At 70.3% G+C, this 6,311-nt stretch carries 7 protein-coding genes; 3 read left to right on the forward strand and 4 right to left on the reverse strand.

The features are described 5' to 3' along the window. Positions 1–144: 144 nt before the first annotated feature. Together ACFWNN_RS31790 and ACFWNN_RS31795 are read left to right on the forward strand one after the other, a co-directional pair. On the forward strand, positions 145–972 hold the full coding sequence (locus tag ACFWNN_RS31790) for a 4Fe-4S domain-containing protein (RefSeq protein ID WP_382443624.1): 828 nt from the start codon (positions 145–147) through the stop codon (positions 970–972). Further along, complete coding sequence (locus ACFWNN_RS31795) at positions 969–2,351, forward strand: NAD(P)/FAD-dependent oxidoreductase (protein ID WP_382443625.1); 1,383 nt, start codon at positions 969–971, stop codon at positions 2,349–2,351. The genes ACFWNN_RS31790 and ACFWNN_RS31795 overlap by 4 nt, the downstream gene beginning before the upstream one ends. A 251-nt stretch (positions 2,352–2,602) precedes the next feature. Here the strand turns inward: ACFWNN_RS31795 and ACFWNN_RS31800 are convergent, their stop codons facing one another. Then, positions 2,603–3,547, reverse strand: a complete 945-nt coding sequence (locus tag ACFWNN_RS31800; RefSeq protein ID WP_382443626.1) for a beta-ketoacyl-ACP synthase III — start codon at positions 3,545–3,547, stop codon at positions 2,603–2,605. Positions 3,548–3,630: 83 nt separating this feature from the next. On the opposite strand from ACFWNN_RS31800, the gene ACFWNN_RS31805 reads away from it, so the two are divergent. Beyond that, the gene (locus tag ACFWNN_RS31805; RefSeq protein ID WP_382443627.1) at positions 3,631–4,230 is read left to right on the forward strand and encodes a TetR/AcrR family transcriptional regulator; all 600 of its coding nucleotides are present in this window, start codon (positions 3,631–3,633) and stop codon (positions 4,228–4,230) included. Here the strand turns inward: ACFWNN_RS31805 and ACFWNN_RS31810 are convergent. From ACFWNN_RS31810 to ACFWNN_RS31820, 3 genes are read right to left on the reverse strand one after another with little or no spacing between them, the layout of a single operon-like run. Next, complete coding sequence (locus tag ACFWNN_RS31810) at positions 4,200–4,925, reverse strand: alpha/beta fold hydrolase (protein WP_382443628.1); 726 nt, start codon at positions 4,923–4,925, stop codon at positions 4,200–4,202. The genes ACFWNN_RS31805 and ACFWNN_RS31810 overlap by 31 nt on opposite strands. After that, a complete protein-coding gene (locus ACFWNN_RS31815) occupies positions 4,922–5,386 on the reverse strand; it encodes a hypothetical protein (protein ID WP_382443629.1) in 465 nt (154 codons plus the stop codon). Before ACFWNN_RS31815 ends, ACFWNN_RS31810 begins: the two co-directional genes overlap by 4 nt. A 34-nt stretch (positions 5,387–5,420) precedes the next feature. Beyond that, positions 5,421–6,002, reverse strand: a complete 582-nt coding sequence (locus ACFWNN_RS31820) for a TetR/AcrR family transcriptional regulator (protein WP_382443630.1) — start codon at positions 6,000–6,002, stop codon at positions 5,421–5,423. Positions 6,003–6,311: the final 309 nt, after the last annotated feature.

The following is a 6,311-nucleotide window of genomic DNA, read 5'->3' on the forward strand; positions in this document are numbered from 1 at the left end:
GGTGGTGTCCCAAGGTCAGAGGCACTCCAACGCGGACCTGTTCCCACCCGCCCGGACCTGATGTGTCCACTCCTGCACGACAGGACCGGGCGGGTTCCCGCGAGGTAGTTCCCCCAACTGAGAGCTTTTCCGGAGGAAGAGTTGTTGTCGAGCCAGATTCCGCTCCTGGTGGCCCAGTCAGCCGAGTTCGACTCGGGTGTCAAGAAGATGGCCCAGATCTCCGCCAGGCTGGCTTACGTCATGATGTGCGCCACCTTGTCCTGGGGCGTGCTGATCGCGACCGGATGGGCCGAGAAGCTCACCGGCCGTGAAGGTCTGAAGAACGGGCACATGGTGCTCGCGTCCCTGGCGATCGCGTTCGGCTGCATCCACGCGTTCGCCTTCACACTGATCCAGACCGGCACGTTCAGCTTCGTGAAGCTCGTGCTGCCGTTCGTCGACGGCGGTCTGTTCCGCCACGCGCTGGGCATCCTCGGCCTGGAGGTCATGCTCGCGATCGCGGTGCTCGCCTCGATGAGGCACAAAGTCTTCTACCGCAAGTGGTTGCGGTTCCATCAAACGGCGTACATCGCGGTGGGCATCACCGTGGTGCACTCCTGGTTTGGCGCCATCGCCAACGGCAACCTGTCGGTGCTGTGGCTCGGCGGCCTGACCGTCCTCGTGCCCACCGCGACCCTCGCGCTGGCCCGGTTCCTGCCCCCCGAGGTGCTCATGCGCATCGGCATGCTCGAGTCCGAGCGCGGCAAGGAACCCGGCGTCGGCGAGGGCGACGCGATGGACGTGAGCGTCAACAACGAGAAATGCCATCGCTACGGCACCTGCCAGGCGGAAGCGCCGGACGTCTTCCAGCTGATCGAAGACAACCGCCTGACCTACAACCGCAGGCCGCCTGAGGAGCACTTCGCCCAGGCCCGTGCGGCACAGCGCGCGTGTCCGATGCGCGCGATCGAGATCAGGGAGCGAGTGAAGTGAGCGAACGGATCGTGGTCGTCGGCGGCGGGCTCGGTGGAGTCCGTTCCGCGGAACGGCTGCGGGAGATGGGTTTCGACGGGCAGATCACCATCCTGTCCGCCGAGCGGCACCTCCCGTACCACCGCCCGTGCCTGTCGAAGCAGATCATCACCGGAGAGTGGACGCCCGACGACTCGTTGCTGTCGTTCTCGGGCGACCTCGACGCCGAGTGGCGGATGAACTCCCCGGCCCTGCACCTGGACCCGAAGAAGCAGTCGGTCTGGGTGCCGGGAGGCGAGGAGATCAAGTACGACGGCATGATCATCGCGACGGGCGTCGACGCTCGCGCGATGGGCGGCGCTCCGCGCCACGACCCGCGGGTGCACGTGCTGCGGACGTTGGACGACGCGGTCGCGATCCGCAAGAACATCCGTCAGTCGCAGGGACTCGTCGCCGTCATCGGCGGTGGTTTCATCGGCTGTGAGCTCGCGTGTTCCGTTCGTCACATGGGACGCGACGTTGCTCTGATCGTCCGCTCGCCCGCTCTGCTGGGTGGCGTAGTGGGCGACGAGATCGGCAAGAAGATCACCGAGGCGCACGTCGAGCACGGCGTGCGGCTGGCCACCGGCGTGGGCATCAAGCACTGGGTGCGCCAGCCCGGCGGCATCGGCATCCACCTGAGCGACGGCCAGGTCTTCTTCGCCTCGTGCGTCGTGCTGGCCGTCGGCGCCTCGCCGGCCGTCGACTGGCTGCGGGGCTCCGGCCTCGACATCTCCGACGGCGTGCTGTGCGACTCGACCAACCACGTCGTCGGCGCCGAGAACCTCGTCGCCTGCGGTGACGTGGCCCGCTGGCCCAACATGCGCTTCAACGGCGCGGTCCGCCGGGTCGAGCACTGGCTGAACGCGGTCGAAGGCGGCCGCGCGGCCGCTGAGAACCTGTTGGTGGGCCGCAACCACGCCAAGACCTACACCCCGGTCCCGCGCTTCTGGACCGAGCAGTACGGCATGCGCGTCCAGGGCGCCGGCCTGCCCGTCCTGGGCACCGACACCACCGACGTGAACGGCCTCACCGGCTTCATCGCCAACGGCAAGCTCGTCGGCATCGTCGGCCTGGAGGAGCCGGGCAAGATCATCACCGAGACGCCGGAACTGTTCCGGCAGAACCAGGTCGAGACGAACGTTCCCGTGTGGACGCAGCCGGAGACCGAAGTGGTCGCCCCTGCCGAGCCGGAGGTTCTCCCGACGACCATGCTCCCGGTTCCCGAACCGGTCGCCGCCCTCGCATCATCCGTTCCCCCGTCCGTCTCGTCGTCGATGTCCCCGCCATTGCAGCGGCGGAGGCATTCGCGGTCGAGGCCGGAGATGGTGCGGTCGGGCGGAGGACGCGCGAGGCCCTAACCAGGTGAGGAGGTCCCAGGCAGCCGGTACAGGGCAAGCGGGAACGGCGAACTCCGACGTCGCCCGTGTGGCCAGGTGGCGGACCGATGACGTCACGCGGCGATGCGCTCGTTCCCGCGCCGGCAGCCTGAACCTCCCTCTCGCGCGTCACCAACGGTGTGGCGGCTCGGCGGGCTCCCGAGCCGCCACACCGGCCTTGTGAAGGACATGCCGAAAGCCCCGCCGCAGAGACGGGGCTTTCTCTGTGTTGCTCAGGGGGCCGTGATGACCTGGCCCGCCCAGGAAAGCCCGCCGCCGAAGGCGAACAGCAGCACCGGCTGACCCGACGGGAGTTCCCCGCGTTCGGCCATCTTGGACAGTGCGAGCGGCACCGACGCGGCCGACGTGTTGCCGGACTCCACGACGTCCCGCCCGATGACCACGTTCCCGGGCAGCCCCATCCGCTTCGTGAGCGCCTCGATGATCCGCAGGTTCGCCTGGTGCGTCACCACGGCGGCGAGGTCGCCGACCGCGACGCCCGCCCGTTCGCAGGCCTGGAGCGCGACGGCCGGGAGTTCGCTGGTGGCCCAGCGGAACACCGACTGGCCCTCCTGCTCGAACCGCGGCTGCCACTCGTTCACCAGCCGCACCGCGTTCGACCTGCTGGGGTCCGAACCCCAGACGGCGGGCCCGATCCGAGCCTCGTCGGACGGGCTGACGACCGCGGCGCCCGCGCCGTCGCCGAGCAGGATGCAGGACGAGCGGTCGGTCCAGTCGACCAGGTCCGACATCTTCTCGGCGCCGATGACCAGGGCGTGCTTCGCGGCACCCGCGCGCAGGGTGTGGTCGGCGGTGGACAGCGCCGTGCAGAAGCCCGCGCAGGCGTTGTTCAGGTCGAAGACGACGGCCGACGGGATGGCCAGGCGGGCCGCGACCTGGGCGGCGGTCGACGGGCTGCGGTCGATGGCCGAGCAGGTGGCGACGATGACCTGGCCGATGTCGGACGGCGCGAGGCCCGAGGCCTTGAGCGCGTTGGCGCCCGCCTCGGTGGCCATGTCGGCCACGGTCTCCTTCTCGGCGGCGATCCGGCGGGTGGCGATGCCGGTGCGCTGGAGGATCCACTCGTCGTTGGTGTCGACCATCTTCTCCAGGTCGGCGTTGGTCAGCACCCGTTCGGGCTGGTAGTGGCCTAGCGCGACGACACGGGAACCGGACACGGTGAACTCTCCTCCAGGACAGGCGACGCCGCGAATATAGCAACCGATCGGTCGGTAGCTAAAGGTCCTCGTAAGCTACCGGGATGAGCCCGCGCCGTTCTGTCGCCGACACCCTCGAGACGCGCGAGCGCATCCTCGACCGGAGCCTCGCGATCGCGTCGGCGGAGGGGCTCGAAGGGCTCACGATCGGGCGGCTCGCCACCGAGCTCGGGATGAGCAAGGCCGGGCTGCTCGGGCACTTCGGCACCAAGGAGGCCCTGCAGCTCGCCGTCGTCGACCAAGCGGCCGCGGTGTTCCTGCGCGAGGTGCCGGGCAAGGTGAAGCAGATGCCGTCCGGGATGCCGCGGCTGCGGGCCGTGTGCGAGGCGTGGGTGTCCTACCTGGAACGCAACGTGCTGCCCGGCGGCTGCTTCTTCACCGCGGCGACGACCGAGTTCGACGATCGCAGCGGCCGCGTGCGGGACGCGCTGGCCGGCATGAACGCCCTGTGGCGCCGCGACCTCCGCATCCACATCCGCCGCGCCATCAGCGACGACGACCTGCCCCGCTCGACCGACGTCGAACAGCTGATCTTCGAGCTGCTCGGCGTCATGCTGGCGCTCAACCACTTCCTCCAGCTGGAGCACGACAACGCCGCGCCCCGCCGGGCCCGTCAGGCTTTGACTCGGTTGCTCACGAACTGATTGACGATCGCGGCGACCTCCGCCGGCCGTTCGCCGACCAGGCCGTGCGTCGCGTCGATCTCGTGCACCTCGATGTTCGGTGGCAGGTCCCGGCGCACGCCCGCGCGATGCGCTTCGGACAACGGCAGCAGCTCCGGCGGCACCGGCAGGTCGCGCGCGGCGAACACCAGCAGGAACGGCGCGGTCACCCTGGCGAAGACCGGGAGCGCGTCGAGGAGCTCGGGCGAGGTCCGCAGCACGTCGAGGATCCGCCGCGGCGGCCGGGTGATCGTCTCCAGCTGGGCGTCGAAGAGCGCGTTCAGCGCGGCCAGGCTCCGGGTCACCTCCTCGGCGGCCAGCCCGGGGTAGTTCTCGGGATGCGTTGTGGCGGAACGATGTCCGTCCAGGCTGATGGCCGCAGGGCACGCCGGGTGCCGCAACGCCCACAGGCCGGCCAGCACGCCGCCGAGCGAGTGCCCGACCACCACGGGCTCGCCGAGTCCGAAGTGGACGACGGTCTCGTCGAGGTCGTCGAGCACGGCCTCCCAGTCCCACTCGCCGTCGGGCGACTCGCCGTGCCCGCGCAGGTCGACCGCGACCGCGCGGCCGTTCAGGTGGGGCGCAAGAGCTTCCCAGTTCGACCGGGCGCCGCCCAGGCCGTGCAGGAGCAGGTGGGGCGTGCCTTCGCCCCCGAAGTCGGTCGCCGCGAGCTTCACTGGTCTCTCCTCAGTCCGAGCCGTGCCTGGATGGAGTCGACGGCCACCCCGCCGTCCGGATGCCGCTGCAACTTGTGACGGTTCACGAGGTCGTGCACGCCCTGCCGGGTGATGCCGAGCATCGCGCCCGCCACCCCGAACGACACGCCCTCCTTGCTCGGGTGCCCGACCCTGCGCGCGCAGACCCGGCCCAGCGGCGTCGCCCACCACTCCTCGGGCGGGTCGAAGAGCTTGTCGCCGGGGTGGAGCACGGCCAGCAGGCGCACGGCCACCTGCCGCGCCACGGCATCGCGCGGCCCGAGCAGCTGGGCCGCCCACATGTCGGCGTCCGCGCGGACGGACAGCCGCAGGCCGTCGAGATCGGCTTGCGGCAGCAGGATTTCGAGGGGGTCGAGCAGCCGGCTCGTCACGAGCCGGATCAGGTCGTCCCGCAGATCGACGTGTTCCGAAAGGGTCGGCACTTGACAGACGATAGCAAGTACTTGACGCTCGCCGTCAAGTACTAAGTGCCGACTTCAGCACCTGCGAGAGGACCGCTCGCGCGTCCGTCCCGGCCAGGAAGGCCTGCCGCAGTGCCAGGCCGATCCCCACCGCGCCGAGCAGCACGACCACCTGGCGCGCCGGCATCGCGGGCGTGAGCCCCAGCCGTGCCACGTGCTCCTCCAGCAACGCTGTGACCTGCGCGTCGTGCTGCTCCTGCACGTCGGCGATCTGGGCCGCCACCGACGGCTGCGACGCCGTGGCGGCGAGGACCTCGGCCGCCACCGAGGCCCACTTCGCCGCCTCGGCGTCGGCCACCCCGCTCAGCACCGCGACCAGCTCGTCGGCGGACGCCGTCGCGGAGAGCGCGGCGCGCAGACCCTCCAGATGCGTGCCGGCGTCGGCCGAGACGACCGCGAGCCACAGCCCTTCCTTGCCGCCGAAGTGCTTGTAGACCGCCCCGCGCGTGTACCCGGCGTCGGCGGCGATCTCCTCGACCGTCGCCGCCAGGAACCCGCGCCGCAGGAACACCTGCCGTCCCGCCGACAGCAGTTCGGAGTGGGTCCGCGCCTGCTGTTCGGCCCTGGTCAACCGCACCGTAGCCCCATTTCAGTAACATAGTGTTTCTGGAAACAGAGTGTCACTGTACTGTCGGGCGCATGGACCTCGTCGCAGGCCTGGCCGCGTTCCTGAGCCTGCCGCTCGCTCTGGCCGCGTTCACCTGGTACGCGCGAAGAGCCCGCCGCACCGGCAGCGGGCAGTCGCTGATGGCGCCGTTCGAGGAGATCTGGGACCCGGTGGCGCACCGCACGAACGCCGAGGTCCACGCGGAGGCGCAACGCACCCCGGAAACGCCGTCGCCGGGCGACCCCCCCGCCCGAGGGTCGCCCCGCCGCGGGGTAGTGA

The organism is Lentzea sp. NPDC058450 (assembly GCF_042721395.1).
Lineage (GTDB): Bacteria > Actinomycetota > Actinomycetes > Mycobacteriales > Pseudonocardiaceae > Lentzea.

Coding starts and splice junctions, on each gene's coding strand:
- ACFWNN_RS31805 (WP_382443627.1), top strand. CDS start 3,631: ATGAGCCCGCGCCGTTCTGTCGCCGACACCCTCGAGACGCGCGAGCGC.